This is a genomic window from Pseudoxanthomonas sp. z9, assembly GCF_006542425.1.
Lineage (GTDB): Bacteria > Pseudomonadota > Gammaproteobacteria > Xanthomonadales > Xanthomonadaceae > Pseudoxanthomonas_A.
Genome location: NZ_VFID01000012.1, coordinates 95,684 through 120,697, shown reverse-complemented (window position 1 = coordinate 120,697; position 25,014 = coordinate 95,684). Strand labels below are relative to the sequence as shown.

Here is a 25,014-nt window from a genome sequence, read left to right as displayed (position 1 = left end):
GAAAGGTCAGCGTAAACGCAGTCGCGGGTACTGCGCCCACTGGCTGGTGTCGGAAAGCACGGCGCGGTCGCCGGGGCGAAGACCGCTGCGGATTTCGATGCGATCGCTGGAAGCGGCGCCAAAGCGCACCGCGGTCTGGCGGGCCTCGCCATCGCCGTCCAGCACGAACAGGGTGCCGGGACTGCCGGGCACGGCCAGCGCCGGGCGCGGAATGCTGACGACATCGCGCAGCACGCCCAGGCGGATGCGGCCGTCGACCGACAGATCCGGACGCGCGCCAGGGGGCAGCTTGCGTCCCAGATCCACGTCGATGGTCACGCTGCCGTTGCGCACCGCCGGATCGATGCGGGTGAGCCGGCCTTCCACCACGCCGTTGCGGGTGTCCACGCTCACCGCCAGATCCAGCGACAGATCCTTGGCCAGCACTTCCGGTACCTGCAGGCGAGCGATCAGATCATCCGGACGCGCCACCCGTGCGAGCTTGGCGCCGACGGTGACCTGCTGGCCCGGTTCGACGTCGATCTGCTGGAGGATGCCGTCGCTGCCGGCGCGCACGTCCAGCGCCGCGACCTGCTGGCGCGCGATCGCCAGTGTGCTGGCGGCTTCGTCGCGCCGCGCCTGCGCCGCGCGCAGTTGCGCGGCCATGTTCTGGCGGAACGCGGACACGCGCCGGGTTTCGATTTCCGCGCGTCCCTGCTGGGTGGTCTCGGTGATCTGCGCCTGGCGTAGATCGATCTTCGACATCACTCCGGCGGCGTGCGCGCGTTCGTAGGCCTGCGCCTTGACCTCGGCGATGCGCCATTCCGACTCCGCCTGCGCTTGCTGCGCCTGCTGGTCCAGCAATTGCGAAGCCAGCGACGTGCGCACCGAGGCGACTTCGGCTTCCGCGCCCGCCAGCGCCGCTTCGGCTTTTTCCAGGTTGGCGGTCAGCTCCGGATTGACCATGCGCAGGATTGCCGTGTCGGCGCCCACCCGGCTGCCGGGCTGCACCAGTACCTGCTCCAGCGTGGCGACCGCGCCGGCGGTAATCCAGCGGATGTCGCGCGGTACCAGCGTGCCGGTCGCGCGGATTTCGCGGACCATGTCGCCGCGCTCGGCATCGCCGATCCACAGGCTGCCGCGTTCGACCTTGGGCGCGGCCTGGCCCACGCCGAGGATGGCGACGGCGGCGAGCGCCGCCAGGAACAGGGTCGGACCGCCGATGAGCAACAGGCGACGGCGGGAAACGGAGCGGGTCTGGGGGCGGGCGATATCCATGTCCCTTTGAAGAGCATGGCACGTGCCAATCTCGACACGCACTCAACTGATTGATTCAGTGAAAGATTCTTTCCACCCTTGGCACGCCGGCCTGTCCGTTTTCGTACGTTCGGCGTCCGCCACCGGGCGTCCTGCCGCCGTTCGTCGGCGAGTTGCTTCCCGGGATTTACATACTGTGTGGCACAAAGTACTGTTTTCCAAACTTTACGGGGTGGAACATGGTGGAAGCACGCGACAACCCGGGATCCAAGCTGGAACTGGAGCTGCGGCGCGGCGTGCTGGTGCTGGCGGTGCTGTCGCAGCTGCGCGAGTTCCAGTACGGCTATTCGCTGCGGCAGGCGCTGGCCCAGCGCGGCATGCCGATCGAGGAAGGCACGCTGTATCCGCTGCTGCGACGCCTGGAGGGCCAGGGGGTGCTGGCCTCGGAGTGGCGGATCGAGGACGGTCCACCACGCCGCTACTACCGCTTGAACGACGCGGGCGAGGCGATGCTCGCCGAATTGAAGGCCTATTGGGATTCGCTGGTCGGGACCATGGGTGGACTGCTGCAAGGGGACGGGAAATGAATCCGAATGACGTGATCGATGCCTACGTGATCGATGTGATGCGCCGCCTGCCCGCGGGCGAGCGCAATGAAATCGGCCTGGAGCTGCGCGGACTGCTGGCCGAGATGCTGGCCGAGCGCGCCGGCAATGAAGGCCGCGCCGCCGACGATGCGATGGTGCTGGCGCTGCTGCGGGAATTCGGCACGCCAGCCGAGGTGGCCGCGCGCTATCGCCCGCCGGGCCCGGTGATCATTCCGCCGGAACAGGCCCGTGGCTTCACCCTGCTCGCGGTGATCGGCCTGGTGTTGCAATGGGCGCTGAGCCTGCCGCATGTGTTCGACGGCCGCCTGTCGCCGGCTGGCTGGTGGCTGGGCCCGGGTCTTGGCGCGTTCTGGTGGCCGGGTTTCATGATCATGTTCACCCTGCTCGCGGCGTGGCTGCGACACCGCGGCTGGTTCAAGCCACGCTGGCGGCCACGATCGGTCGATCCGGAACGCGTCAATCGCGGTGCGCTCGCCTTCGGCCTGGTGTGGTTCGCGATCGGCGCGACCGTGGTGATTTCGCTGCCGTGGCTCACACCCCACCTGCCCGGCGCGTTGCCGCAGGTGCTGGCGCTGGATCCGGATTTCCTGCGGATGCGCGCCTGGCCGGTACTGCCAATGTGGGCGGCCAGCTTCGCGATCCTGGCGGTCGTGCTGCTGCAGGGTCGCTGGTCGCCACTCATGCGCAAGCTGGAGATCGTGTCCAGCGCGGCGTTCATCGCGCTGCTGGCCTGGTGGATCGCCGCCGGCCGCATGTTCCTGGCCACGCCGACCGATCAGGGCGCACGCGGCGTGCTGGCACTGATCGTCGTCTTCATGGTGGTCGACCTGGCGATTCGCGTGCACCGCCGCCGCACCCGCATCCAGTTGCCCGCACTCACCCGCTGACCCAGCCGGCCGACATCGCCGGCTGACCCGACCGCCGGCACCGCCGGCCTCCACATACCTCGCAAGGAGTTCCGCCATGCTTCGCGCGTGTCTGCTTTCGCTCGCCCTGATTCCGGCCAACCTGGGCCTGGCCAACCTCGTTTTCGCGGAAGAAACCGCCGCGCCGCCCGCCACATTCGTGCCGCCACCGGCACCCGGCGAACTCGTCGATATCGGCGGCCGCCGACTGCACCTGCATTGCAAGGGCGACGCGGCCGGACCTGCGGTGATCTTCGAAGCGGGACTGTCGCAGTACACCGCGCGTTCCGGCTTTTCCAAGGTGCAGGACGCGGTCGCGCCGTTCGCCCGCGCGTGCACCTACGACCGTGCGGGACTGGGCTGGAGCGATCCGGTGTCCGGACCGCGCACGCAACAGGACATGGTGGCGGATCTGCATGCCCTGATCGCCGCCAAGCAACTGCGGACGCCGCTGGTGATCGTCGGCCATTCCGTCGGCGGCCTGCTGGCGCGGCTGTACGCGCGGGAATACCCTGAAGAAGTCGCCGGCCTGGTGCTGGTGGACGCCAGTCCCGAGCCGTATCTGTTCACTCCGGCCGCGGCACGGTTCCGCGCGGGACTGGCGGCGGAGATCGACGCGGGCCTGAAGAAGGCGCAGGGCGACGGACCGGTGGTGCCGCTGCCTGCCGATGTCGAGCCCGACATCGTGATCGCCTTCCTGCCGCGCGTGCTGGCCACGGTGAAGCAGGAGTACGAAGCCCTCGATCGCGTGCCCGCCGCCATGCAGCAGGCGCGGGGTTACGGCACCCTTGGCGATCTGCCGCTGGCGGTGATCCGGCGCGGCAAGACCGAGACGCCACCGAGCGCGGAAGATCTCCAGTGGCGCGAGTGGCAGGAAGATCTGGCGGCCTTGTCCACGCGCGGCGTCATGGTCGTCGCGGAAAACACCGGCCACGTCATCCCGTATGAGAATCCTGCGGTGGTCGTCGACGCGGTGCGCCGGATCCTCGAACAGACTCCGGACGACGCAAGCAAGCGCTGATGGGCAACGGCACGACGCACCGCGCGAGGATCAACGCGGTGCGTGTGCCGCGAACGCCGCGCGGGGGCGCGGATGCAGGTGCTCGCTGCGCAGCGCGCCGGGCGACTGGCCGATGATGCGCTTGAACGCGCGGCTGAATGAGGCTTCGGAGTCGTAGCCCAGGCGATTGGCCGCCACCGCCACCCGCATGCCTTCCTGCGCGATCCAGCGTCGCGCCTGGAACATCTTGATCCGCGCGACATAGCGCGCCGGCGTTTCCCCCAGCGTGCGGGTGAAGGCTTCGGCGAAGCGGGAGCGCGACGCCCCCATCAGGCCGGCCAGTTCCGGCACCGTCCAGTCGCGTTCGGGTTCGGCGTGGATGGCGGCGACCACCTTGCCAATCGACGGGCAGTGCACGGCGGCGATCCAGCCCGAGGAATCGCTGCACCCGCATTCCACCCACGCGCGGATGATGCTGGCGGCCAGCACGTCGGCGAGCCGGGCCAGGATGCCGCACGCGCCGATGCGATCCAGCGCGACTTCGCGCTCCATCGCCTCCAGCATCGCCGGCACGGTGGGATCGCGCTGCGCCAGTTCGCCGGCACGCATCATGTCCGGCATCATCGCCAGCAGCGGATGCAACGGATCCAGGTTGAAGCGCAGGCTGCCGCAGAACATCACGGTGCTGGCGTCCGGATCGGCGTCGCCATCGTGTTCGGTCTTGACCAGGTAGATGTTCTCCGACACCGGCACCCGCGCCAGCGCGTCGATGTCCATCGTCGGTACGTCCGGCGCGCTGGCCAGCACATGGAAACCACCACGCGGCAGCAGCACCGCGTCGCCTGCGTTCAGGCGCACCCAGTCCGCGTCTGGCAGCTTCAGCCAGCAGCCGCCCCGGGCGACGAAATGAAAGCGCGCCTCGCGGCTGGCGGGAAAGGCGATCGCCCACGGCGCCTGCATCACGCAGCGGCCGTATTCGACGCCGTCCAGGCGCAGGTCGAGCAGGACCCGGGTCAGCATGTCGCGTCCGCCAGCCGGCGCTTCCGTCTCGCCGCGTGGGGCGACAGGGTTCCGACTCCTGGACGAATGAGCAAGCATATCGGTCTTTCCGGCATGGAAACGCCAGCATCATACGCCTAATCTGCCTATCCGCTCCCCCCGGATTCCCTCCCCCGTGTCTTCCTCCTCCTGTTCCGACTGCACCGCCGACGGCCTGCTGGACGCGCCCGGTTCCACCGCCGAGATCGCTTCCCCGGCCGTCGCCAGCGACGAGATTCCCACCCGCTGGGCCGCCGTGGGCGCGCTGGCGCTGGGCGTGTTCGGCCTGGTCACCGCCGAATTCCTGCCGGCCAGCCTGCTCACCGCGCTGGCCTCCGACCTGTCCATCAGCGAAGGCGCGGCCGGGCAGACCGTCACCGCCACCGCCCTGGTCGGCGCCGTCGCCGCGCCGTCGATTCCGCTGCTTACCCGGCGCATCGATCGCAAGCACGTGATGCTGGCGCTGACCACGCTGCTGGTGCTGTCCAACGCGCTGGCCGTCGTCGCCGACAGCCTGTGGCCGTTGCTCACCGCGCGGGTGATGCTGGGCGTGGCGCTGGGCGGCTTCTGGTCGATGGCCGCCGCGCTGGCGATGCGACTGGTGCCGGAATCGAAATTCCCGCGCGCGATGTCGTTCATCCTCACCGGCGTTTCGGTCGCCACCGTCTGCGCCGCGCCGGTGGGCGCGTGGATGGGCGAACTGTGGGGCTGGCGCAGCGCGTTCGTCGCCGCCGGCGTGGTCAGCGTGATCACCCTGCTGGCGCAAATCTTCACCCTGCCCGCGCTGCCGCCGACGGCCAATCCGGATCTGCGTGTGCTCGGCCAGTTGCTGGGCCGACCGGGCGTGCGCATGGCGCTGCTGGCGGTGCTGCTGGTGATCTCCGGTCACTTCGCCGGCTTCACCTACCTGCGCCCGCTGATGGAGAACGTCACCCACCTGTCGGTCGGCGCGATCTCGGCGATCCTGCTGGCCTACGGCATCGGCGGTTTCTTCGGCAACTTCGCCGGCGGCTACCTGGCCGGGCGCAGCGAGCGCACCGCGATCGTGTTCGGCGGCACCCTGATCGCGCTGCTGGCGATCGGCCTGCTGCTGGCCGGTCACTCGATGATCGTCACCGCGGTCGCCATCGCGCTGTGGGGCTTCGCGTTCGGCGCGTTCCCGGTCGGCTTCCAGATCTGGATCATCCGCGCCGCGCCGGATCAGGCCGAAGGCGCGGGCGGCCTGCTGGTGGCCGCGTTCCAGATCGCCATCGCCACCGGCGCGATCGGCGGCGGTCTGCTGGTGGATCATGTCGGCGCGATCGGCGGTCCGCTGTTCGCGGTCGTCATGATGACGCTCGGCACCCTGCTGACCCTGCGTCATGGCCCGCGTCCGGCTGACTTGGCGGACGAAGCGCTGCCTTCCCGTCCCGGTTTCCACTGAGCCTCCCGCATGTCCCTGCCCGCCCGTTCCGCCGAAACACCGCTCAACCGCCGCATCACCCTGGCCGCGCGTCCGCGCGGCCTGCCGTTGGCGACCGACTTCCGGCTGATCCACGAACCGGTGCCCGTTCCCGGCGAAGGACAGATGTTGCTGCGCACGCTGCACCTGTCGCTGGATCCGTACATGCGCAACCTGATGGACGAGATCGGGCCGGGCTATGCGCCACCGCTGGCGCTGGGTGACGTGATCGTCGGCGGCACCGTCAGCCGGGTCGAGGCCTCGCGCCATCCCGGTTTCCGCGAAGGCCAGATCGTGCTCGCCAACGCCGGCTGGCAGGACTACGTGCTCTCGGATGGATCCGATCTGGCCGCGCTGGACGGCCTGCCACAGCCGTCACTCGCCCTGGGCGGGCTGGGCATGCCCGGTTTCACCGCCTATGTCGGCCTGCTCGACATCGGCCAGCCGCGTGCCGGCGAGACGGTGGTGGTGGCCGCGGCGACCGGCGCGGTCGGCGCCGTGGTCGGCCAGCTCGCCAGGCTGAAAGGCGCGCGCGTGGTCGGCATCGCCGGCGGCCCGGACAAGTGCCGCTTCGCGGTGGAGGCACTGGGCTTCGACGCCTGCCTGGATCGACGCGAGGGAAACCTGGCCGAACATCTTGCCGCCGCCTGTCCCGACGGCATCGACGTGTACTTCGAGAACGTCGGTGGCGAAGTGCTGGACGCGGTGCTGCCGCTGCTCAACCTGCACGCGCGCGTGCCGGTGTGCGGTTTCATCGCCCACTACAACGATCGCGACGCCGCCGGCGCGGTGGATCAGCGGCCCCAGCTGCTGGCGACGATCCTGCAGAAGCGCGTGCGCATGCAGGGCTTCATCATCCTGGACCACTACGCGGATCGGTTCGAAGCGTTCCGCCGCGACATGCGGGACTGGCTCGCCAACGGCGACATCCGCCTGCGCGAGGACGTCGTGGACGGGCTGGAACAGGCGCCGGCCGCGTTCGCCGGCCTGTTGCAGGGCCGCAACTTCGGCAAGCTGGTCGTGCGGGTGGCGGACTGATCGTCCGCGTCCCGCACGGGCGATCCGCTATCATCCGCGCACATTCCCAACGCAGGAACGGACGTGGATTCGATTCGGGTACCGGTGTCGATCGGTGAACTGGCGGACAAGATCACCATCCTGGAGATCAAGTCCGAGCGCATCACCGACGAGGGCAAGCGCCGCAACGTGCTCGCCGAACTGCAGGATCTGCTGCCGTTGTGGGCGCCGATCGCCGCGCGCCATCCGAGCATGGCCGAGCTGAAGGTGCAGCTGAAGCAGGCCAACGAACTCATGTGGGACGTGCAGGACGCGCTGCGCGAGAAGGAAGCCACGCAGGTGTTCGATGATGCCTTCATCCAGCTGGCGCGCGCAGTCGCCCAGCACAACGGTCATCGCGTGGGCCTGAAGAACGCCATCAACCAGCAGGCCGGCTCGACCTTCATCGAAGAGAAGGAATACCGCGCCGAGGGCTGAGCGCGCGGTTCCGCCCGCCACATCACGCGGTTGCGTGCGCGGATGGGCCGGCATTCGCCGTCCTTGTTCGCTCCCGCCATCACGACGGGTTAGCCTGTCGCGATGGACGCCCTGATCACCGCTGCCGCACGCGCCCTCGCCGCCGGCGACGCCCTGGGCGCGCTCAAGGGCGTGGCCCTGCGCGAGGATCCGCCGGCGCTGGCGCTGCGCGGCATCGCGATGGCGCAACTGGGCGAACATCCGCACGCGCGCGAACTGCTGCGCCGGGCCGCGCGCGGTTTCGGCGCGCGTGAACCGCTGCCACGCGCGCGATGCGTGGTGGCCGAAGCCGAAGTCGCGCTGGCGATGCGGGATCTGGACGCCACCCCGCGCGCGCTGGAGAACGCCGTCGCCACCCTCGAAGCGCAGGCGGATCACGTCAATGCCAGCCAGGCTCGCCTGGTGCTGGCGCGCAGGCAGTTGCTGCTCGGACGCCTGGACGCCACCGCCGCCACCCTGGCGGTGCTGGCGCGCGGCCGGCTGTCGCCGGCGCTGGCCGCGATCGCGCAGTTGGTCCGCGCCGAACTGGCCCTGCGCGGACTGCGTACCGGCGCGGCACGCACCGCGCTGGAACGCGCCGACGAAGCCGCCCTCCATGCCGGCATTCCCGCCCTGCGCGCGGAAGTGGCGGACGCGCGTTCGCTGCTGGCCCGCCCCGCGGCACGACGCCGGCACGCCGAAGGCGAACAGTCGCTGCGGCTGGACGAAGTGGAAACCCTGCTCGCTTCCGGTGCACTGGTCATCGATGCCTGCCGGCGCGGACTGCGCCGGGACGGCGCCTGGTATCCGCTCGCGCGACGGCCGGTATTGTTTGCACTTGCGCGCGTACTGGCCGAAGCCTGGCCGGGCGACGCCAGCCGCGAGCATCTGATCGAACAGGCGTTCCGCACGCGCGTTCCGGACGAGACCCACCGCGCCCGCCTGCGGGTGGAACTCGGCCGCCTGCGCGCGTTGGCTGCGCCGCTGGCGCGCATCGAGGCGACCGCGCGCGGCTTTGCGCTGATTCCGCACGACGCACGCGAAGTGGCGCTGCTGGTGCCGCCGCTAGAAAGCGGACAGGCCGAACTGCTGGCGTTGCTCGCCGACGGCGCGGCCTGGTCCACTTCGGCATTGGCGCTGGCGCTGGATACCAGCCAGCGCACCGTGCAGCGCGCGCTCGCCGAGCTCGAGGCCGATGGCCGGGTACGCGCGATCGGCCGTGCGCGCGCCCGCCGCTGGGTGGCGCCGCCGCTGACCGGATTCACGACGATCTTGTTACTCCCCGCTACCCTGCCTGCTGGCTAGAGTGTCTCCATCGCGCCGCAGCCGGCGCATCACGCAGGAACCCAGGCCATGACCCGCACGCCCTCCCAATCCGCCAACCCGGCCAAGGCCGCCGAGATCGTCCGCGAGTACCCGCTCGATCACCTCGAAGGCGTGCATGGCGTGACCTACGACGGCACCCGCATCTGGGCGGCCACCAACGAGCGCCTGGTCGCCATCGATCCGGACAGCGGCGCCGCGGTGCGCAAGCTGGAGCGTCCCTGCGACGCCGGCACCGCCTTCGACGGCAAGTACCTGTACCAGATCGTCGATTCGCGCATCGAGAAGATCGATCCGGCCAGCGGCGAGGTCGTGGCGACGATTCCCGCTCCCGCCGTGGGCGGGAATACGGGACTGACCTGGGCCGAAGGCAGCCTGTGGGTCGGGCGTTACCGCGATCGCCGGATTCATCGCATCGATCCGGCCACCGGCGCCGTCCAGCGCACCATCGAATCCAACCGCTTTGTCACCGGCGTCACCTGGGTGGACGGCGAACTCTGGCACGGCACCTGGGAAGGCGACGAGAGCGAGATCCGTCGTATCGATCCCGACAGCGGCGAAGTGCTGGAACGTCTGCAGATGCCGGCCGGCACCAACGTGAGCGGCCTGGAATCCGACGGCGCGGATCTGTTCTACGCCGGCGGCGGTGGCAGCGGCAAGGTCCGCGCGATACGCAGGCCACGACACGCCGCATGACGCGCGGCGCGGGCCACTGAACCAGGCCCCGCGCGCCCCTATCTTCAGCGCTCTTGCCTCCCCCTTTGAAAAAGGGGGATTGAGGGAGATTTCGCTCTTCGCGCGAAAAGCAAATCCCCCGGTCACCTTCGGTGCCCACCCCCTTCTTCGAAGGGGGTAGTTCCCCGGTGAAGGATGAACACCGTTCCGGGACCCGTTCCACCTCCCCCTTTGAAAAAGGGGGACCGAGGGGGATTTGCTCCTGGCGCGAAAAGCAAATCCCCCGGCCACCTCCGGTGCCCACCCCCTTCTTCGGAGGGGGTAGTTCCCCGGTGAAGGATGAACCGTTCCACCTCCCCCTTTGAAAAAGGGGGACCGAGGGGGATTTGCTCTTGGCGCGAAAAGCAAATCCCCCGATCACCTCCGGCGGCTCCGCTCTCTTCGAAGGGGGTCACCCGCGCCATCACGCGATCGATCAATCCCGCACCACCCGCACCACACCAACCGTTCTTCCCCCGATGGCTCTACCCACAACCCCAGGAGCAGATCATGAACCTCGCTACCCGCACCCTCGCCACCTCCCCCCGCATCGTCAGCCGCGAACAATGGCTGAAGGAGCGCATGCAGTTGCTTGCGCGCGAGAAGGAACTGACCCGCCTGGGCGATCGCATCGCCGAGGAACGCCGCGCCCTGCCCTGGGTAAAGGTCGAGAAGGATTACGTGTTCGACACCGTCGACGGGCCGCGCAGGCTGGACCAGTTGTTCGACGGCCGCCACCAGTTGCTGGTCCAGCACTTCATGTTCACGCCCGGCCGCGACCAGGGTTGCCGCAGTTGTTCCTACATGGCGGACCACCATGACGGCGCGCGCGCGCACCTGGCCCAGCGCGACACCACCCTGCTGGTGATCTCGCGCGCGCCGCTGGCTGACATCCAGCGCTTCCGCGCGCGCATGGGCTGGCAGTTCCCGTGGGTGTCCTCGTTCGGTTCCGATTTCAACTACGACTTCGGCGTCAGCTTCACCCCCGAGGACATGGCCACCGGCGCGGTCGACTACAACTACGCCCACCAGTATTTCCCGCACTCGGAAGCTCCCGGCATCAGCGTGTTCCATCGCGATGGCGCCGGCACCGTCTTCCATACCTATTCGCGCTTCGGTCGTGGCGTGGAAGTGATGATGGGGACATATCCGCTGCTCGATCTCACCCCGAAGGGACGCGACGAGGCCGGCCTGGAAGACACCATGTCCTGGGTACGCCATCACGATCTCTACGAGCAGGCGGGCGGCAAGAGCGCCTGCGGTTGCCACGGCTGATCGCGAAGACCGGCGCCGCGACATGGATACGATCTGGCCCTGGCTGGCGATCGCCGGACTCGGTGCCCTGCATGGGCTGCATCCGGCCAATGGCTGGATGTTCGCCGCGGCCGGCGCGGTCCATGCCGGCCGTGACGAACACGCCTGGCGTGCGTTGTGGCCGATCGGTATCGGACATGCCACCGCGATCGTGCTGATCGCCGCCGCCTTCGCGATCGGCCTGCGCGTGGAGACGGTGGTCGCCACACGCATCGCCGGAGCCGTCCTGCTCGTCCTGGCCTGCCATCACCTGTGGCGTCGCCATGCGCCACCCGCACCCGCCGCGAACAGAATGGGCGCGGTCGGGCTGGCGCTGTGGTCCGGACTGATGGCAACCGCGCACGGACTGGGCATGGCGCTGGTGCCGGCACTCGTACCGCTGTGCCTGTCCCGTGGTCCGTGGCGCGATTTCACCGCTTCCGGTTCGTCATCCGCGGCATTGCTGGCGGCGATGGCGCTGCACATGGTCGCCATGTTGCTGGTGACCGGCGCATTGGCGCGGGGCGCCTGCCACGGATGGAACAGGTACCAGCGTCATTGGCGCCCCCCGACCCTGCGCTGCCTGTGGAGCCTGATGCTGGCCGCCATGGGCATCGTGCTGCTGGCGCTCGCGCAATGACACCGCGCCTCAGCTTCCCGTCTGCGGGGCGGCGCGCGACTTCGCCAGATAGGGCAAGGCGAACAGGTAGAGTCCGGTGATCATCAACAGGATCAGCGGGAACAGCGCCATCAACCCCACCCAGGTGGATTGCTTCTGCATCGCCAGCGCGACAAGGTTGGCGAGCACGGTCAGGGTGAAGATGATCGACAGCCAGCGGTGGAACTGACGGATCCACTTGTTCATCGGGATTTCCTCTGGGCTTGGCCCGAGACGCCTCGGGCGGGCTTGCACGTTGCCAGACGTTGCTGCACCCGCGCGCGGTCATCCGGCCACGCGCGGGACCAACGGGATTCAGTGCTTGCCGCGACGGGACTCGATCATCTTCCAGCCGTTGCCGGAGGGATCGCGGAAGTTGGCGTCGACATTGCCGTAGCGTTCTTCCGGCGGCTGGGTGAACTCCACCCCGCGCCCGCGCATGCGTTCGTAGGCCGCACGACAGTCCTCGACGTCGAGGATGAGCGGCGGCATGCCGCCCTTGGCGACGATCTCGCGCGCGGTCTGCGCGGTGGCGGCGTCAAGCACCGGCTCCTGCGGCTTGAACAGTCCAAGCTGGAACGAAGGCTGATCCGGGTGCTGCACGGTCAGCCAGCGATAGTCGCCGTTGCGCACGTCGGTGTGCACGCGGAAACCCAGCTTGTCGACATAGAACTCCAGCGCCTCGTCCTGATCGCGGACGTACAGCCCCACCATTCCAACACCCTGACTCATGTGACCTCCGGTTTCTCTGGGGCCGCCTTTGTAGCATCGGCCTCCCGCCGCCGCTTCTCCGAAACTGCGATGGTGAGATCAGGACGGTGCGCGGCGCTGGCATAGCAGGCCGGCATCGCCTGCGCCAGGCGGCGGGCGGCGCTTTCACGCCCGCGCAGTTCGCCCGGACTTTCGCCGGTGATGTCGCGGAAGGTGCGACCGAAGGTGCCCAGGCTGTTCCAGCCGGTCCGCAGCGCGATGTCGAGGATGGGCAATTCGGTATCACGCAGCAGGGTCTTGGCCCGTTCGATGCGCCGGGTCAGCAGGTAGCGATGCGGCGGCACGCCGAAGGCCTCCTTGAACGAACGCGCGAAGTGCGCCTCGGATACATGGCTCACCCGCGCCAGCCGCGACACCGGCCACTCCTCGTGCGAGGCGGCATCCATCCGATCCTTGGCGCGCAGCAGGCGACGCAGGAGTTCGGGATCCGGGCTGCCGATTCGTGGTTGCCGGGGTTTCTGATCTCGCCCGCCGTTTGGGGCCGGTCCGGATACCTTCATGGGATCTCACGCCATCGCGTCCGGGGCGAACCATACTCCAGCCCATGCTTCTTGGGGAGCTTCTCATCCGTGAGCCGTTTCGTGGGTCACAAGCCCGGAAAACCAGACTTCGGATAGAGTGAACCGCATTCGGGAGGCGTCATGCACTACAGCGACGGCGAGGAAGCAAGGCTCGGGGATACGGTATCGATCGCCGGCATGCATCGGGGACGCGTCGTCGCTTGTCTGGACCGTTCGGAATACTCCTCTGCCTTTCCGGCGGACGAATGGGCGTACCTTGCGATCGGCATTCTGGTGGATACCGGTTTCGGCGGTCTCGTTCACTATTCACAGGCGGATGATGAGCAGATCCTGCTGATCGTTCGTGATGGCACACCGCAAGGGATGGCCGACTGATCACAGGATGATTCCCTCCGCGCCCCGCTGCACGACAGGCGGGTGCAAAGGTCGCTTGGCTCCATTGCTCAATCGGACGTTCCGCATGCTCATCGCATTCTGGTTTCGAACCTCCCATGGGTTGGGCTATGGCGTCACGGCACCGACGAAGGAGCTCGCAATGCGCCTGTTGGCCCGGCAGGGTTTGCCGGAGCCCGGTGTGGAGATCGTCGAGGTAATCGCCGGAATCCGGTTCGCGGATCTGGATCCTGCGCACGTGGTACCCAACGCCGGCCCCATGCAGATCCAAGGCGTGTGGTTCCCGAGGCTCAACCTCTAGATTTGGTGGATATCCGGTTCCTCGCTACCTCCGGGCAGCCTGAGGAGCCGTGCGGAGGGTTCGTCCATAGAGCTTGACGAACACTCTTACGATATATATCTTACGATGCATCTTATGACATCAAGGAGTGTCCGATGCGCCGTCATCCCCCCCGACACGCGCGCCGCGGCGAAGACTGCGGCGGTGATTTCCCCTTCTCCGAAGGCTTTTCCCTGCATGCCTTCTGGCAGGCCGTCGGCCGGCGCCACGGCGGCCGCGGCGGTCATCGCCACGGGCCGGGCCCCGGTTTTCCGGGCGGATTCGGCGGCTTTGGCGAGGATGGCCTGACCCGGGGCCGCAAATTCAGTTCCGACGATCTGCAACTGCTGCTGCTGGCCCTGCTGGAGGACCAGCCCAGCCACGGCTATGAGCTGATCAAGGCCCTGCAGGCGCGCTCCAACGGGTTCTACAGCCCCAGCCCGGGCATGGTGTACCCCGCCCTCACCTACCTGGAAGAGCTGGGTTACGTGGACGTGGAAGCCGAGGGCAACCGCAAGCGCTATGCGCTCGCGGCGCCGGGCCGCGAGCATCTGGAGGCGAACCGCGATCGGGTCGAATTGATGCTCGCCAAGCTGTCGCACATCGCGCGCAAGATGGATTCGGTACGGCGCGCGTTCGCCGGCGAACCGCAGGCCGAGGTCGATGAAGGTGGCTGGGTGCCCGAACTGATCCGCGCGCGGCACGCCCTGAAACACGCGCTGGTGCGCCGCGACGGCGTATCGGCCACCGAGCAGCGCCGCATCGCCGCCATCCTCGAGCGCGCCACCCGCGAGATCGAGGACGGCGAAGGCCAGTAACCGATGTCCCCCTCCGCCGCCTTCGGGCGGCGGAAATGTTTCACCTCTCCCCCCACGAGGTTTCCATGTCCGAAGTTGCCGACAAGGCGGTCGTGCGCGTCCGCCATCCGCTGAAACTGCGCCTGTTGCAGGTGGCGCGCGTGCACGACGTCACCCCGCACCTGCGCCGCGTCACCCTCACCGGTGATTCGTTGCGGGATTTCGTTTCCGCTTCGTTCGACGATCACGTCAAGCTGTTCTTCCCCGCGCCGGGTGAAACGCGTCCCGAACTCCCCGTGCTCGGTCCGAACGGCGTGGAGTTCCGCGACGACAGGCCACGCCCGGTGATGCGCGATTTCACCCCGCGCCATTACGACAACGACGCCTGCGAACTGGAACTGGAGTTCGCCCTGCACGAAGCCGGTCCGGCCACCGACTGGGCGGCGCGCGCGCAACCGGGCGACTGGCTGGGCGTCGGCGGACCGCGTGGTTCGCTGGTGATCGGCACCGGCTTCGACTGGCATCTGTTGATTGGCGACGACACCGCGTTGCCGGCCATCGCCCGCCGCCTGGCCGAACTGCCCGCCGGCGCGCGCGCCATCGCCGTGCTGGAGGTCGCCAACGCTTCGGCGCAGGCGGATCTGCCGACCGATGCCGAGCTGTCGGTACAGTGGTGCCATCGCGACGGCGCGGACGCCACCGAGCCAGCGCTGTTGCAGGCACTGCGCACGCTGGCACTGCCCGACGGCGACGGCTACGTGTGGGCCGCCGGCGAATCCGCCGACATCCGCGCGGTGCGTCGCTATCTGGTGGACGAACGTGGCATCGACAAATCGCGCATCCGCGCCGCCGCCTACTGGAAACGCGGCGCGCAGGGCGTGCACGAAAACCTGGAAGACTGATTCCAACCCCCATTTGCCCCGGTCGTCATGACCGCAAGGACGTTGCATGTATTCGTTGAGCGCTCCCCGCGAGCGACGCCTGCTCTGGCTGCTGATGCTGACCCAGTTCACCCTCATCATGGATTTCATGGTGATGATGCCGCTGGGTCCGCAGATCATGCAGGCCTTCCATATCACCCCGGCCGCGTTCGCCGCCGCGGTGTCGGCCTATTCCTGGTGCGCAGGCCTGTCCGGCCTGCTGGCGGCCACCTATATCGATCGTTTCGACCGGCGCAAGCTGATGCTGGTCGTGTACGCGCTGTTCGCGTTGTCCAACCTGGCCTGCGCGATGGCGGACAGCTACGCGCTCCTGCTGGCTTCGCGCGCGTTGGCCGGCATCAGCGGCGGTGTGCTCGGCTCGATCGTGATGGCGATCATCGCCGACGTGATTCCCGGTCCGCGCCGAGGCGCGGCCACCGGCACGGTGATGATGGCGTTCTCGCTGGCCTCGGTGCTGGGCGTGCCGGCCGGCGTGCTGCTGGGCGCGCATTTCAACTGGGCCGCGCCGTTCTGGCTGCTGGTCGGCCTGTCGGCGCTGATCTGGGCGGTCGGCTGGCGGGTGCTGCCGCCGCTGGATCAGCATCTCGCGCGCCAGCAGATCCCATGGAAGCAGGCACTGCCGAACCTGTTCGGGTTGTTCACCCAGGCCCGTTATCTCAATGCGTTCGTGCTGACGCTGCTGCTGATGGTGGCGTCGATGCTGGTGATTCCGTTCATGTCGCCAACCCTGGTGGCGAACCACGGCATCCATCCGGATCAGCTGTCGTGGCTGTACATGGCCGGCGGCGTGGCCACCTTCTTCACCTCGCGCGCGATCGGCCGGCTGGCGGATCGCCACGGCAAGCATCGGCTGTTCCGCATCGCCGTGCTGCTGTCGCTGGCGCCGATGCTGTTCGTCACCCACCTGCCGCACGTCGGCTTCATCGCGTTGCTGGCGTTCTTCCCGTTCTTCATGGTGCTGATGTCCGGCCGCATGATTCCGATGCAGGCGCTGCTGACCACGGTGCCGGCGCCGGCCGAGCGCGGTGCGTTCCTCAGCGCCAACAGCGCGGTGCAGGCGCTGGGCACCGGCTGCGGCGCCTGGCTGGGCGGACTGATGCTGTCCTCGCCGACGCCCGCCGGCCCGATCAGTGGCTACGGCACCGCGGGCTGGGCGGCGGTGGCGCTGTCGCTGCTCGCGGTGTGGTGGGTGGGACGGGTGAGCGCCGACGGCGATCGGCCCAAGGCGGGTGCCGTCATCACCGAGCCGGAGCCGGAAGCCCTCGCGCAGGGCGAAGGCTGAGGTTGCAGTCACCGTCGCTCGGGGAAATTTCCGCATGACCGAACCCTCCTCCGCGTTTTCCGACGCCGCCGCGGTGGCGCGCTACGCCGAAGGCCCGCCGCGGCTGGTGCCCGGATTCGCCGCCCTGCAACGCATGGTCACGATCCTGCTGGCCGAGCGCGCCCCCGCCGATGCACGGGTGCTGGTGCTCGGCGCCGGTGGCGGGCTGGAATTGAAAGCATTCGCCCAGGCGCATCCGGGCTGGACCTTCACCGGCGTGGATCCAGCGCAGGCCATGCTGGATCTGGCCGCGCGGACGCTGGGACCCTTGGCGGCGCGCACGCAATGGGTTACCGGCACCATCGACGACGCGCCCACCGATCCCTTCGACGCGGGCGCCTGCCTGCTGACCCTGCATTTCCTGCCCGCCGGGGAACGCCTGCGGACCCTGCGCGAAGTCCGGCGCAGGCTGCGGCCGGGCGCGCCGTTCGTGGTCGCCCACGCCAGTTTTCCGCAGCACGGGAATCAACGCGCGCGCTGGCTGTCGCGCTACGCCGCCTTCGCGATCGCGTCCGGCATCGAGCCGGCGCAGGCCGCGGCGGGGCGCGACGCCATCGATCGGCACCTGCATCTGCTCGCGCCGGCCGAGGACGAAGCGCTCCTGGCCGACGCCGGCTTCACCGGCATCGAACTGTTCCACGTCGGATTCACCTTTCGAGGCTGGGTGGCGTACGCCTGACCAGCGTCCCGCTCCCAGTCAGCCGGCGCTGACTGGCGTCTTGCTGAGGACATGTCGGCGCGGTTCGGCCCCGGCCTCCCGCCATTCGTCCCCGCGGCCCGCGATCCATCCCTTCCACCACCCGCCCGGCGCCGTTGCGCGCACACTCCGCCCGCAACGACACGGGAGCGAAGACCAATGACGGGCAAGGCGTGGTACGGATGGGTGGGCGGCGTAGTCCTGGCATTGGCGGGTGCGGGCACCCGGGCGGCGGATGCGGACGACTGGTCCAGTTACGGCGGCGCCCCGGGCGGTGGCCAGCATTCACCACTCACCCAGATCACCCCGGCCAACGTCGGCCGGCTGCGCATCGCCTGGTCGTTCCGCACCGGCGAACTGGGCGCGGGCCTGCCCGATCCCGAGCGGCGGCGGTTCGAGGCCAATCCGCTGGTGGTGGACGGGCGCATGTACCTCAATACCGGCACCGGCGTCGCTTTCGCGCTGGACGCGGCCAGCGGTCGCGAACTGTGGTCGTTCAATGCGAAGGTCGCCCGCAACAAGCGCTACAGCGACCCGGCCTCGCGCGGGGTGAGCTACTGGCGCGATCCGGACGCCGGCGAAGGCGCGGCCTGTCGCGAGCGCATCGTGTTCGGCACCCTGGACGCGCGCCTGATCGCGCTCGATGCCGCCAACGGCCGGCCGTGTGCCGGGTTCGGCGCCCGGGGCACGATCGATCTGCGCGCCGGCATCACCCTGCACGACGAACCCGCCAGTGAATGGCGCAACTACGCGGTGACCTCGCCACCGGTGATCGCCAACGGCGTGCTGGTGGTCGGCAGCTCGGTCGGCGACAACCGCGCGCATGCGCTGGAGGAAGGCGTGGTGCGCGGTTACGACGCGCGCAGTGGCCGCGAACTGTGGCGCTGGGATCCCGTGCCGCGCGATCCCGCCGAAGCCGCCGCACGCGGCTGGCAGCCCGAGCAGGCGCGCACCGTGGGCGCGGCCAATGCCTGGGCGCCGCTGTCGGTGGATCCGGCGCTGGGTCTGGTCTACGTGCCGACCGGTTCGGCCAGTCCGGACTACAACGGCGGCGAGCGCCTGGGCGAAAACCGCGACGCCAATTCGCTGGTGGCGCTGGATCTGCGCAGCGGCCGGCGCGTATGGGCACAGCAGCTGGTGCATCACGATCTGTGGGATTACGACCTGGCCTCGCAACCGGCCCTGGCCACCGTGCAGACCGCGCAGGGTCCACGCGAGGCGGTACTGCAGGCGACCAAGACCGGTTTCCTGTTCGCCTTCGATCGGCGCACCGGCGAACCGGTGTTCCCGATCAGTGAAGTGCCGGTGCCCGCCTCGGACGTGCCCGGCGAGCAGGCCTGGCCGACCCAGCCGATGCCGGAACCCTCGCTGCGCCTGGCGCGCCATGCGCCGCTCACGCCCGAGGATGCGTGGGGTCCGACGCCCGGCGAGCGACGCGACTGCGCGCAACAGATCGCACGCCTGCGCTCGGAAGGCATCTTCACCCCGCCCAGCGTGCGCGGCACCATCGCCCTGCCCGGCTGGGCCGGCGGGGTGAACTGGGGCGGCGTCGCGATCGATGCGCAGCGCCAGATCGCCATCCTGCCGGTGTCGGACCTGCCGATGCAGGTGGCGCTGATTCCGCGCCAGGCATTCGACTGGGACAAGGACGACGCCTATCCCGAGCAGGAGTTCAACAGCATGGATGGCACACGCTACGGCATGCGCCGCGGCGTGCTGGCCTCGGCGAAGGGAACGCCCTGCGTCAAGCCGCCGTGGGGACGCGTGGTCGCGGTGGATCTGCGCGCGCGCAAGGTGCTGTGGGAACGTCCGCTGGGCACGCTGGAAGAAGAACTGCCGTGGCTGCCCTTGAACATCGGCATGCCGGTGCTCGGCGGCGCGATCACCACGGCCAGCGGCGTGACCTTCATCGGCGCCTCCGCCGACGCGCGCTTCCGCGCACTGGACAGCAAGACCGGCGAAATCCTGTGGGACGCCAAGCTGCCGGCCGGCGGACAGGCCACGCCATCGATCTACGCAGTGAAAGGGCGGCAGTACGTGGTGATCGCGGCGGGCGGGCGGGAAGGCCTGGGCCCGATGGGCGACTACGTCATCGCCTACACGCTGGATGGCGAGGGCGAGGAAGTGGTGTTCCAGCATGGTGTAGCGGTCCGCATGACGGTACTCGCGACCGCCGCGCTCGCGTTGCTGGGGGGCGTGGTCGCCCTGTGGCGATACTGGCGGCGACGCAGGCACCAGCGTGAACACGCCGCATGACGCCGCTTCAGCGGCGCCAACCGCCGGGCCGGCGTACCTGGACCTGGCGGGGGCTTCGCTCCATCTGGAACGTATCGATGTGTTTTCATTTCCACTTCACACAGCCGCCCTGCTTTCTTCATGTCCGGCCGGCACGCTGGGCCGCCTCGGGAAGGAGACAAGCTCATGACCACAGACGCACGACGCCCCCGTGAACCGCATTTCGCCGGCTGGCGCCTGTTGATGTGGGGCGGCGCGGCCTGCCTGCTGTCGCTGCCGTTGATCGCCATGCAGTTCACCGACGAGGTGAACTGGACGCCATCGGATTTCGTCGTGTTCGGCGGCATGCTCGCGGTCTCCTGCGGCGCCTGCGACGTGGCGATGCGCAAGGGCGGCAACTGGCGGTACCGCGCGGGCGCGCTGCTCGCGGTCGGCACCGCGTTCCTGCTGGTGTGGGCGAACCTGGCGGTTGGATTCGTCGGCGGCGAGGCCAACCCCTACAACCTCTGGTACGCCGGCGTGCTGGCGATCGGGGTGGCCGGCGCGCTCATTGCGCGCTTCCGCCCGCGCGGCATGGCCGCCGCGGTCACCGCCACCGCCATCGCCCAGGCGGCGGTCGGGCTGGTCGCCCAGTTCTCCGGCATGGATCATCCGTGGCCGGCGACGGTGGTGTTCACCGGCCTGTGGTTGGTGTCGGCGGGGTTGTTCCATGCCTCGGCACGGCTCGGGGCACGCGGTTTGTCCTGAAGCCGTGCGCATCCGGCGGATGTCGGACGAACGGCGGCGGGAGCGCATCGGTTCCGATGGCAGAATCCGGCCATCGGACCGCAGCCCAGGTAGCGTCCCATGAACAGTGACCGCTTCGAACGCATCCGCGATGGGCGCACCGATCTGGTGTTCGAGCATCTCGACGACGGCCACGCCGCCACCGCCGCGGATGCCCACGGCACCCGGCTGATCCAATGGTGCGCGTATTACGGCGACGTCAGCGCCATCCGCCTCCTGCTCGCCAACGGTGAAACGCTTGCATCGCTGGGCGACAACCTCGGCCTGGGCGATGCGGTCTTCCATGGCCATTGGCCGCTGTGCCAGTTCCTGATCGAACAGGGCGCCAACCCGAACCATGTCCTGCCCGATACCGGAGAATCGCCGCTGCATCTGGCCCTGTGCAAGGCCAATCGCCCCGCTTACGACGCCATCGTTGAAATGCTGCTGGTCGCCGGTGCCAATCCCGATTGCGCCACCCTGCCCGGCGTCGAAACCGGCAGCTTCATGCGCGATGTCCGCACCCAGGGGGAAACGCCCCTGCATCGCGCCGCCGCCTTCGGCAGCGAACGCGTTATCGACTTGCTGCTGGCGGCGGGTGCGCGCACCGACGCCCGCGACCGGAATGGCGATTCACCGCTGGCCTGGGCGAGCTGGCACCTGCGCCCCGACGCCATCCTGCGCAAGCTCTGCTTCGGCGATCATTTCATCCATCCTGCGCGCAATTCCACCTACGACCATGGCACCGGCTGGGGCGTGATGGGCGTGGGCAAGCCCCACCTGGAGCGCCGCTAGCGCAATTCCACCCCCGGCTGCCAACCGCTGCGCGCCAGGAACTGCCTGGCGTCCTGCAGGCCAATGATCTCGCGCAGCGCCTGGCGCTTGTCGCTGGCGTTCTGGTAATAGGCCTTCACGATCCGGTAGCCCACCCAATAGCCCAGATCGCCCGGATTGCCCGGCTTGCTGTTGTAGATCCAGTCGGACAGATCGCGTTTGTCCATGTCCGCCTGGAATTTGGTCTCGATGGCCTTCTCCTGGCCCTTCGTATTGTGCTTCAGGTGCAGGTAGGCCACTTCGCCCGAGATCAGCTCGCCGACGAATTCGGCGGCGCCCTCCATCAGCGCGCTCTCCAGCACCGTGGCCTGCTCGGTTTCCACGAACGCCGGCACCTGCTGGACGTGGATGTACTCGTGCGCGAGCACGTGGACGAACCGATCCTCCACGTCCGGATTGAGCCATTCGGTCGCGCACAGCGCTTCCAGGCCGATCTGCACGCCGGTATCGGCGCTGGCGGTGCCGACCGGCTTGCCCCGGCCCACCGTGATCGTGACCGGGGGCAGGCGCGCCTCGGGATACAGTTCCACCAGCTTCTGCAACGATGCCTTCAAGCGTGTGCGGGTATTGGGCAGCACCGCCATGCAGCGCTTGGCGTCCACGTAGGCCTGCGGATGCTTGGCCAGGTTGGCGGCGATGGCCTCGCCGGTAATCCGGCGCACCTTGGCGAACTGGTGCAATCCGGCGGAACCGCCATCCAGGTAGTCCCGCTGCAACTGCTCGGCGGTCGGTTGTCCCCGGGTTCGCTCGTACAGTTGGTAGAAGCGATCGACATCGCTGATGTCGATGGCCGGTTCACCGGCTCTCGGCGCATCGGTCGCACCCGCTTGCGGCGCCGTGCCCGCCAGCGCCACGCACATCACCATCGCCTTGAATGCAACGCGCATGTTCCATCACTCCGGGGGGAATGACGCCACGCTACGGAGCAAGCCGGTGCCGGGGCAATGGTCGTTGGTCATGATGACCGTCGCCATGCCGCGACCGGTTTCGGTTTCCAGTCCTTCGACGAGCGCTCGATGATCATGGCTTCCCGCATGCGTGCGATCACCCCATCGTCGGGCGTGGCATCCGTGGTCGCGCGCTCGGCGTAGATGAGCATCAGTTCCTTGCGCTGCGCGGCATCCGGGAGATGTACCAGGCGGACGAAGGCCATGTGGTCCGGCAACCGCAGCTTCGCGGCCGCGACGAGTTGTTCGACCTGTTCCAGGTCCGAATCGACGGGTGCCTTGTCGCTCAACGCACGGCCCCAGGTATCCAGATGGAAATCCAGGCCGCCCACCGTCATTGCCCGGGACTTGTCATAGCCGCCGGCATGGGTCAGCTCAGGGCGGCTGGGGACATAGGCCTCCGACTGGATCCAGTACAGCCGCTCCACCATGCCCTGCGCGTCCTTCTGCACATAGACGTGCAGATCGCAGTCGGCGTATCCGTAGAGCACCCAGCGCCGATTGCCCAGATATTCGGCCGAAGCCGGTACCTCGATCCGTGCCGGCGGTTCGAATGATTGCACGATGGCGCCATCCGCATGAAGACGCGGCTCGACCGCGCCGGCGCCCGCGGCCAACGCCACGATCAGCATCAGTCCGGACGTGGCCGGCAGGAAATACCGGGCGCATCGCCGGGCAACCGAAGGATGGCGATTCACGTGCAAACCTCCACGGGTGGAAGAAGGAGCAGGTCCGCATCCTCGCGATGACGGAAGGCACCTGCATGTGCCGGAAGTCGCCGGGTCTTCCCGCCAATGATGGCCGGGCTCGCCAGCCGGATGGCGCGATGGACGAGCGTCCGTGTTCGTTCATGGGATCACGGCGAGGATCCATGCGGTCAGGTAAAGGCCGACGCCGAATACCGCATGCGTCAGCAGACTGTGCAGGCGAGCCCTGGTGGGATGGGGTGTGTTACGCGCAGCGACCCCTGCGCCCATCCCTGGCTGCATCAACAGGAAAGGCGCGGCCACGCTGCCGATGCCCACGATCAGGGCGGGTGCGAGCGTAGGTTGGCGGACCCATGGCATGCCCCACAGGGCAAGCAGGATGCCGGCGAAGGCGATGCCGGTCAGCAGGTGCACGATGATCCCGATTGCATGCTCGCCCGCCACCGGCGGCGTGGCGGCGATCGGCGCGTGGCGGAATCGACCGCGCGGCAGATGCGCCACCCAGCGTCCCACCCACGCGTAGTTCAACGCCGGCACACCCAGCCAGCGTCGGCGTAGCCAGACCCACGCGTCCATCACGGCGGTTGCGCCGAGTCCTATCGCGATCGCATGCGCGGCCAGTCCGGAACACGGCATCACGGCGACACGCTTCCCGCGCGCGCATCGACCTGCCAGCAGGCTGCGGTGAAGCGGACTTCCGCGTCGTGCACGTACGGTACGAACGCGGCGCGCATGGCGCCGATGACCCGCGCGCGCGTATCGGCATCCGCTTCCTGCAGCACCAGTCCCACCTGTCCCAGGCGGGTGACGTAGGAAACGAGGCTGGATTCGGGCAGCGAACAGGCCAGATCGCGCGGGCGGATGTCGATGTCGCGCCAGCCTGCCTGTTCCAGGACCTCCCGGATCCGCCGCGGATCGGCGAAGGCGAATTGGCCTGGCCCGTCCGCGCGTCGCTCGGGCAACGCGATCCATGGCGCCGCCGCGCGCTCGGCGGTGGTCATGAACGGATTGTCCGCAGGACCGCGCCAGGCAACGAAACGCAGCCGTGCGTCTGGCTTCGCGCACCGATGGAGGTTGCGGAAAGCCGCTACCGGATCGGCAAAGAACATCACGCCGAAGCGCGAGATGATCCGATCGAAGTGTTCCGGCGTGAACGCATGCACCTGCGCATCGGCCTGCACGAACGCCACGTCCAGTTCTTCCCGCCGCGCCCGCTCGCGGGCCAGCGCGAGCATCGGCGCGGAGATATCGACGCCCACGCACTCGCCCTGTCCCGCCAGCGCGCGCGCCATCGCCAGGGTGGTGGCGCCGGTGCCGCAGCCGACATCCAGCACCCGCGCTGCGGGCAGTTCGTCGAGCGCATCCCGCAGGACGGCGATGAAAGGTTCGAGCATCGAGTCCAGCAGGACCTGCTGGTCTACCCACGCCTGGCCACTCACGCCGTTCCAGAGCCTGGCCTGCTCGTCCGCGACTGTCTTCGTTTCCATGGTTCGTACCGCTTGCGCCGGGGAAAGGGGAAGCGCACTCTGCAACTTCAAGTCGACTTGAAGTCAAGCCCATGCAGGAACTGGATATCGGCCAGGTGGCCGAGCGTACCGGCGTACCCGCTTCGACCCTACGGTACTACGAGGAAAAGGGCCTGATCCGCGCCATCGGTCGGCACGGGTTGCGGCGCGTGTTCGACGCCCGGGTACTGGATCAGCTCGCGCTGATCGCGCTGGGTCGCGCCGCCGGCTTTTCGCTGGACGAGATGGCCGGGATGTTCGGCGCCGACGGCCAGCCACGCATCGATCGGCAGATGCTGCTGGACAAGAGCGCCGAACTGGACCGCACCCTCCGCCAGCTCGGCGCCATGCGCGACGGCCTGCGCCACGCCGCCGCTTGCCGCGCACCCAGCCATATGGAGTGCCCGACCTTCCGGCGGATTCTCAAGGCAGCGTCAATGCGTGTGCTTGCCGCGCCCCGCGGGCAAGCGAGAAAAAGCCCGTCGCGCGCGCGAGTCCCGAACTCTCGATGACGCATCGAAATCGAAGACGCG

The 25,014-nt window shown here is 68.6% G+C and carries 29 protein-coding genes; 20 read left to right on the top strand and 9 right to left on the bottom strand.

Annotation, left to right across the window (positions count from 1 at the left end):
- Positions 1 to 6: 6 nt before the first annotated feature.
- A complete protein-coding gene (locus tag FG323_RS14585; RefSeq protein WP_141455438.1) occupies positions 7 to 1,257 on the bottom strand; it encodes an efflux RND transporter periplasmic adaptor subunit in 1,251 nt (416 codons plus the stop codon).
- Between the two features lie 218 nt (positions 1,258 to 1,475).
- Between FG323_RS14585 and FG323_RS14580 the strand changes: the two genes are divergently transcribed.
- From FG323_RS14580 to FG323_RS14570, 3 genes are all read left to right on the top strand, one after another.
- A complete protein-coding gene (locus FG323_RS14580; RefSeq protein WP_141455437.1) occupies positions 1,476 to 1,823 on the top strand; it encodes a PadR family transcriptional regulator in 348 nt (115 codons plus the stop codon).
- Positions 1,820 to 2,731: a hypothetical protein gene (locus FG323_RS14575; protein WP_141455436.1), complete on the top strand. Its 912-nt coding sequence runs from the start codon at positions 1,820 to 1,822 to the stop codon at positions 2,729 to 2,731. Before FG323_RS14580 ends, FG323_RS14575 begins: the two co-directional genes overlap by 4 nt.
- A gap of 76 nt (positions 2,732 to 2,807) precedes the next feature.
- A complete protein-coding gene (locus FG323_RS14570) occupies positions 2,808 to 3,770 on the top strand; it encodes an alpha/beta hydrolase (RefSeq protein ID WP_141455435.1) in 963 nt (320 codons plus the stop codon).
- 30 nt (positions 3,771 to 3,800) lie between these two features.
- Here the strand turns inward: FG323_RS14570 and FG323_RS14565 are convergent, their stop codons facing one another.
- Complete coding sequence (locus tag FG323_RS14565; protein WP_249888820.1) at positions 3,801 to 4,769, bottom strand: AraC family transcriptional regulator; 969 nt, start codon at positions 4,767 to 4,769, stop codon at positions 3,801 to 3,803.
- Between the two features lie 154 nt (positions 4,770 to 4,923).
- Between FG323_RS14565 and FG323_RS14560 the strand changes: the two genes are divergently transcribed.
- From FG323_RS14560 to FG323_RS14530, 7 genes are all read left to right on the top strand, one after another.
- Positions 4,924 to 6,210, top strand: a complete 1,287-nt coding sequence (locus tag FG323_RS14560; RefSeq protein WP_255470194.1) for an MFS transporter — start codon at positions 4,924 to 4,926, stop codon at positions 6,208 to 6,210.
- 9 nt (positions 6,211 to 6,219) lie between these two features.
- The gene (locus FG323_RS14555) at positions 6,220 to 7,266 is read left to right on the top strand and encodes an NADP-dependent oxidoreductase (protein WP_141455433.1); all 1,047 of its coding nucleotides are present in this window, start codon (positions 6,220 to 6,222) and stop codon (positions 7,264 to 7,266) included.
- 63 nt (positions 7,267 to 7,329) lie between these two features.
- A complete protein-coding gene (locus tag FG323_RS14550; protein ID WP_141455432.1) occupies positions 7,330 to 7,722 on the top strand; it encodes a DUF6165 family protein in 393 nt (130 codons plus the stop codon).
- A 102-nt stretch (positions 7,723 to 7,824) separates the two neighbouring features.
- On the top strand, positions 7,825 to 9,045 hold the full coding sequence (locus tag FG323_RS14545; protein ID WP_141455431.1) for a helix-turn-helix domain-containing protein: 1,221 nt from the start codon (positions 7,825 to 7,827) through the stop codon (positions 9,043 to 9,045).
- A gap of 48 nt (positions 9,046 to 9,093) precedes the next feature.
- A complete protein-coding gene (locus FG323_RS14540) occupies positions 9,094 to 9,759 on the top strand; it encodes a PQQ-binding-like beta-propeller repeat protein (protein WP_141455430.1) in 666 nt (221 codons plus the stop codon).
- 528 nt (positions 9,760 to 10,287) lie between these two features.
- Positions 10,288 to 11,052 (top strand): DUF899 domain-containing protein, encoded by a 765-nt coding sequence (locus FG323_RS14535; protein ID WP_141455429.1) that lies wholly within the window; start codon positions 10,288 to 10,290, stop codon positions 11,050 to 11,052.
- A 22-nt stretch (positions 11,053 to 11,074) separates the two neighbouring features.
- On the top strand, positions 11,075 to 11,710 hold the full coding sequence (locus FG323_RS14530; RefSeq protein ID WP_141455428.1) for a hypothetical protein: 636 nt from the start codon (positions 11,075 to 11,077) through the stop codon (positions 11,708 to 11,710).
- Between the two features lie 9 nt (positions 11,711 to 11,719).
- Here FG323_RS14530 and FG323_RS14525 read toward each other — a convergent pair whose 3' ends face one another.
- The 3 genes from FG323_RS14525 to FG323_RS14515 all read right to left on the bottom strand — a co-directional run bounded on the left by FG323_RS14525 (position 11,720) and on the right by FG323_RS14515 (position 12,885).
- Positions 11,720 to 11,935, bottom strand: a complete 216-nt coding sequence (locus FG323_RS14525; protein WP_220094179.1) for a hypothetical protein — start codon at positions 11,933 to 11,935, stop codon at positions 11,720 to 11,722.
- A 108-nt stretch (positions 11,936 to 12,043) separates the two neighbouring features.
- Positions 12,044 to 12,460 (bottom strand): VOC family protein, encoded by a 417-nt coding sequence (locus FG323_RS14520; protein WP_141455427.1) that lies wholly within the window; start codon positions 12,458 to 12,460, stop codon positions 12,044 to 12,046.
- Positions 12,457 to 12,885 (bottom strand): helix-turn-helix transcriptional regulator, encoded by a 429-nt coding sequence (locus FG323_RS14515; protein ID WP_220094192.1) that lies wholly within the window; start codon positions 12,883 to 12,885, stop codon positions 12,457 to 12,459. Before FG323_RS14515 ends, FG323_RS14520 begins: the two co-directional genes overlap by 4 nt.
- 255 nt (positions 12,886 to 13,140) lie before the next feature.
- On the opposite strand from FG323_RS14515, the gene FG323_RS14510 reads away from it, so the two are divergent.
- The 9 genes from FG323_RS14510 (at position 13,141) to FG323_RS14470 (ending at position 21,283) form a co-directional block, all read left to right on the top strand.
- On the top strand, positions 13,141 to 13,395 hold the full coding sequence (locus FG323_RS14510) for a hypothetical protein (RefSeq protein ID WP_141455425.1): 255 nt from the start codon (positions 13,141 to 13,143) through the stop codon (positions 13,393 to 13,395).
- An 85-nt stretch (positions 13,396 to 13,480) separates the two neighbouring features.
- Positions 13,481 to 13,714, top strand: coding sequence for a hypothetical protein (locus FG323_RS14505; RefSeq protein ID WP_141455424.1), 234 nt, complete (start codon positions 13,481 to 13,483; stop codon positions 13,712 to 13,714).
- Between the two features lie 134 nt (positions 13,715 to 13,848).
- Complete coding sequence (locus FG323_RS14500) at positions 13,849 to 14,550, top strand: PadR family transcriptional regulator (RefSeq protein ID WP_141455423.1); 702 nt, start codon at positions 13,849 to 13,851, stop codon at positions 14,548 to 14,550.
- 65 nt (positions 14,551 to 14,615) lie between these two features.
- Positions 14,616 to 15,431 (top strand): siderophore-interacting protein, encoded by an 816-nt coding sequence (locus FG323_RS14495; RefSeq protein WP_141455422.1) that lies wholly within the window; start codon positions 14,616 to 14,618, stop codon positions 15,429 to 15,431.
- A gap of 46 nt (positions 15,432 to 15,477) precedes the next feature.
- The gene (locus FG323_RS14490; protein ID WP_141455421.1) at positions 15,478 to 16,752 is read left to right on the top strand and encodes an MFS transporter; all 1,275 of its coding nucleotides are present in this window, start codon (positions 15,478 to 15,480) and stop codon (positions 16,750 to 16,752) included.
- A 34-nt stretch (positions 16,753 to 16,786) separates the two neighbouring features.
- Positions 16,787 to 17,470, top strand: coding sequence for a class I SAM-dependent methyltransferase (locus FG323_RS14485; RefSeq protein WP_141455420.1), 684 nt, complete (start codon positions 16,787 to 16,789; stop codon positions 17,468 to 17,470).
- Between the two features lie 177 nt (positions 17,471 to 17,647).
- A complete protein-coding gene (locus FG323_RS14480) occupies positions 17,648 to 19,744 on the top strand; it encodes a pyrroloquinoline quinone-dependent dehydrogenase (protein WP_141455419.1) in 2,097 nt (698 codons plus the stop codon).
- Positions 19,745 to 19,909: 165 nt separating this feature from the next.
- Entirely contained in the window at positions 19,910 to 20,470 is a 561-nt protein-coding gene (locus FG323_RS14475) for a hypothetical protein (protein WP_141455418.1), read from the top strand.
- A gap of 99 nt (positions 20,471 to 20,569) precedes the next feature.
- Entirely contained in the window at positions 20,570 to 21,283 is a 714-nt protein-coding gene (locus FG323_RS14470) for an ankyrin repeat domain-containing protein (protein ID WP_141455417.1), read from the top strand.
- On the opposite strand, the gene FG323_RS14465 is transcribed toward FG323_RS14470, so the two are convergent.
- The 4 genes from FG323_RS14465 to FG323_RS14450 form a co-directional block, all read right to left on the bottom strand.
- The gene (locus tag FG323_RS14465; RefSeq protein WP_141455416.1) at positions 21,280 to 22,209 is read right to left on the bottom strand and encodes a DUF2268 domain-containing putative Zn-dependent protease; all 930 of its coding nucleotides are present in this window, start codon (positions 22,207 to 22,209) and stop codon (positions 21,280 to 21,282) included. The genes FG323_RS14470 and FG323_RS14465 overlap by 4 nt on opposite strands.
- Positions 22,210 to 22,277: 68 nt before the next feature.
- Positions 22,278 to 22,967 carry a hypothetical protein gene (locus FG323_RS14460; protein WP_141455415.1) on the bottom strand — a complete coding sequence of 230 codons (690 nt, stop codon included), beginning with the start codon at positions 22,965 to 22,967 and terminating at the stop codon, positions 22,278 to 22,280.
- Between the two features lie 150 nt (positions 22,968 to 23,117).
- Positions 23,118 to 23,612, bottom strand: a complete 495-nt coding sequence (locus FG323_RS14455; protein WP_141455414.1) for a DUF2938 domain-containing protein — start codon at positions 23,610 to 23,612, stop codon at positions 23,118 to 23,120.
- Positions 23,612 to 24,463 (bottom strand): methyltransferase domain-containing protein, encoded by an 852-nt coding sequence (locus FG323_RS14450; RefSeq protein ID WP_141455413.1) that lies wholly within the window; start codon positions 24,461 to 24,463, stop codon positions 23,612 to 23,614. Before FG323_RS14450 ends, FG323_RS14455 begins: the two co-directional genes overlap by 1 nt.
- 71 nt (positions 24,464 to 24,534) lie before the next feature.
- On the opposite strand from FG323_RS14450, the gene FG323_RS14445 reads away from it, so the two are divergent.
- Positions 24,535 to 24,993 carry a helix-turn-helix domain-containing protein gene (locus tag FG323_RS14445; RefSeq protein ID WP_141455412.1) on the top strand — a complete coding sequence of 153 codons (459 nt, stop codon included), beginning with the start codon at positions 24,535 to 24,537 and terminating at the stop codon, positions 24,991 to 24,993.
- Positions 24,994 to 25,014: the final 21 nt, after the last annotated feature.

What these genes read in the sequence shown, in the direction of transcription:
- FG323_RS14585 (WP_141455438.1), bottom strand. Translation starts at nt 1,257, where the DNA reads ATGGATATCGCCCGCCCCCAGACCCGCTCCGTTTCCCGCCGTCGCCTG.
- FG323_RS14580 (WP_141455437.1), top strand. Translation starts at nt 1,476, where the DNA reads ATGGTGGAAGCACGCGACAACCCGGGATCCAAGCTGGAACTGGAGCTG.
- FG323_RS14575 (WP_141455436.1), top strand. Translation starts at nt 1,820, where the DNA reads ATGAATCCGAATGACGTGATCGATGCCTACGTGATCGATGTGATGCGC.
- FG323_RS14570 (WP_141455435.1), top strand. Translation starts at nt 2,808, where the DNA reads ATGCTTCGCGCGTGTCTGCTTTCGCTCGCCCTGATTCCGGCCAACCTG.
- FG323_RS14565 (WP_249888820.1), bottom strand. Translation starts at nt 4,769, where the DNA reads ATGCTGACCCGGGTCCTGCTCGACCTGCGCCTGGACGGCGTCGAATAC.
- FG323_RS14555 (WP_141455433.1), top strand. Translation starts at nt 6,220, where the DNA reads ATGTCCCTGCCCGCCCGTTCCGCCGAAACACCGCTCAACCGCCGCATC.
- FG323_RS14545 (WP_141455431.1), top strand. Translation starts at nt 7,825, where the DNA reads ATGGACGCCCTGATCACCGCTGCCGCACGCGCCCTCGCCGCCGGCGAC.
- FG323_RS14540 (WP_141455430.1), top strand. Translation starts at nt 9,094, where the DNA reads ATGACCCGCACGCCCTCCCAATCCGCCAACCCGGCCAAGGCCGCCGAG.
- FG323_RS14535 (WP_141455429.1), top strand. Translation starts at nt 10,288, where the DNA reads ATGAACCTCGCTACCCGCACCCTCGCCACCTCCCCCCGCATCGTCAGC.
- FG323_RS14530 (WP_141455428.1), top strand. Translation starts at nt 11,075, where the DNA reads ATGGATACGATCTGGCCCTGGCTGGCGATCGCCGGACTCGGTGCCCTG.
- FG323_RS14525 (WP_220094179.1), bottom strand. Translation starts at nt 11,935, where the DNA reads ATGAACAAGTGGATCCGTCAGTTCCACCGCTGGCTGTCGATCATCTTC.
- FG323_RS14520 (WP_141455427.1), bottom strand. Translation starts at nt 12,460, where the DNA reads ATGAGTCAGGGTGTTGGAATGGTGGGGCTGTACGTCCGCGATCAGGAC.
- FG323_RS14515 (WP_220094192.1), bottom strand. Translation starts at nt 12,885, where the DNA reads ATGGATGCCGCCTCGCACGAGGAGTGGCCGGTGTCGCGGCTGGCGCGG.
- FG323_RS14510 (WP_141455425.1), top strand. Translation starts at nt 13,141, where the DNA reads ATGCACTACAGCGACGGCGAGGAAGCAAGGCTCGGGGATACGGTATCG.
- FG323_RS14505 (WP_141455424.1), top strand. Translation starts at nt 13,481, where the DNA reads ATGCTCATCGCATTCTGGTTTCGAACCTCCCATGGGTTGGGCTATGGC.
- FG323_RS14500 (WP_141455423.1), top strand. Translation starts at nt 13,849, where the DNA reads ATGCGCCGTCATCCCCCCCGACACGCGCGCCGCGGCGAAGACTGCGGC.
- FG323_RS14495 (WP_141455422.1), top strand. Translation starts at nt 14,616, where the DNA reads ATGTCCGAAGTTGCCGACAAGGCGGTCGTGCGCGTCCGCCATCCGCTG.
- FG323_RS14490 (WP_141455421.1), top strand. Translation starts at nt 15,478, where the DNA reads ATGTATTCGTTGAGCGCTCCCCGCGAGCGACGCCTGCTCTGGCTGCTG.
- FG323_RS14485 (WP_141455420.1), top strand. Translation starts at nt 16,787, where the DNA reads ATGACCGAACCCTCCTCCGCGTTTTCCGACGCCGCCGCGGTGGCGCGC.
- FG323_RS14480 (WP_141455419.1), top strand. Translation starts at nt 17,648, where the DNA reads ATGACGGGCAAGGCGTGGTACGGATGGGTGGGCGGCGTAGTCCTGGCA.
- FG323_RS14475 (WP_141455418.1), top strand. Translation starts at nt 19,910, where the DNA reads ATGACCACAGACGCACGACGCCCCCGTGAACCGCATTTCGCCGGCTGG.
- FG323_RS14470 (WP_141455417.1), top strand. Translation starts at nt 20,570, where the DNA reads ATGAACAGTGACCGCTTCGAACGCATCCGCGATGGGCGCACCGATCTG.
- FG323_RS14465 (WP_141455416.1), bottom strand. Translation starts at nt 22,209, where the DNA reads ATGCGCGTTGCATTCAAGGCGATGGTGATGTGCGTGGCGCTGGCGGGC.
- FG323_RS14455 (WP_141455414.1), bottom strand. Translation starts at nt 23,612, where the DNA reads ATGCCGTGTTCCGGACTGGCCGCGCATGCGATCGCGATAGGACTCGGC.
- FG323_RS14450 (WP_141455413.1), bottom strand. Translation starts at nt 24,463, where the DNA reads ATGGAAACGAAGACAGTCGCGGACGAGCAGGCCAGGCTCTGGAACGGC.
- FG323_RS14445 (WP_141455412.1), top strand. Translation starts at nt 24,535, where the DNA reads ATGCAGGAACTGGATATCGGCCAGGTGGCCGAGCGTACCGGCGTACCC.